This is a genomic window from Calidifontimicrobium sp. SYSU G02091 (genome assembly GCF_022631395.1).
GTDB classification, from domain to species: domain Bacteria; phylum Pseudomonadota; class Gammaproteobacteria; order Burkholderiales; family Burkholderiaceae_C; genus Calidifontimicrobium; species Calidifontimicrobium sediminis.
This window is the reverse complement of the sequence record NZ_JALBGB010000090.1, coordinates 1-571: the sequence shown is the minus strand read 5'-3', so window position 1 is coordinate 571 and position 571 is coordinate 1. Positions and strand designations below refer to the sequence as shown.

Annotated in this window: 1 protein-coding gene; it reads left to right on the top strand. The window is 65.3% G+C overall.

The features are described 5' to 3' along the window. Positions 1 to 202 precede the first annotated feature (202 nt). On the top strand, positions 203 to 571 hold a 369-nt coding region (locus tag MOJ79_RS18900; protein WP_442863150.1), incomplete at its 3' end, for a transposase.

Here is a 571-nt window from a genome sequence, read left to right as displayed (position 1 = left end):
AAGGTAATTCCTAAGCAAACCGGACCAAATCTGAGAGGATTTGGTCATGGAGCGATGTCCCGGATGTGCAGGTTGTCGGCACTATCGCCTGGGGGACGGACGTCTGAAGTGCCGCGCCTGCGGGCTGCGTTTCACGTGGACGTCGGTGTGGGACTCGGTACGACTGCCCACAGCGACGAAGGCACGCCTGCTGGAGTTGTTCGTGCTGGGCGTGCCGTCGTACCGGCAGCGGTTCCTGTCCGATACCAGCGCGGTCTCGCGGGAGCGGTTCTACCGACTGGTGCGTGGCTGCTGTGCGCTGGTGGAGCAACTGCGCGAGCCGTTCGAAGGCGCCATCGAGTGCGACGAGACCACCTTCGGTGGCGCCCGCAAGGGCAAGCGGGGCTGGGGCGCTGCGGGCAAGGTGATCGTGTTCGGGCTCGTCAAGCGCAACGGCTGCGTCAAGGCGATGCCGATCCCGGCCCATGACCGGGCATCGATCATGCGCGAGATCGAGGCGCACACCCGAGAAGGCGCGCTCTACTACACCGACGAGTGGCAGGCCTATGCCACGCTGAAGCTGCGCGGCGAA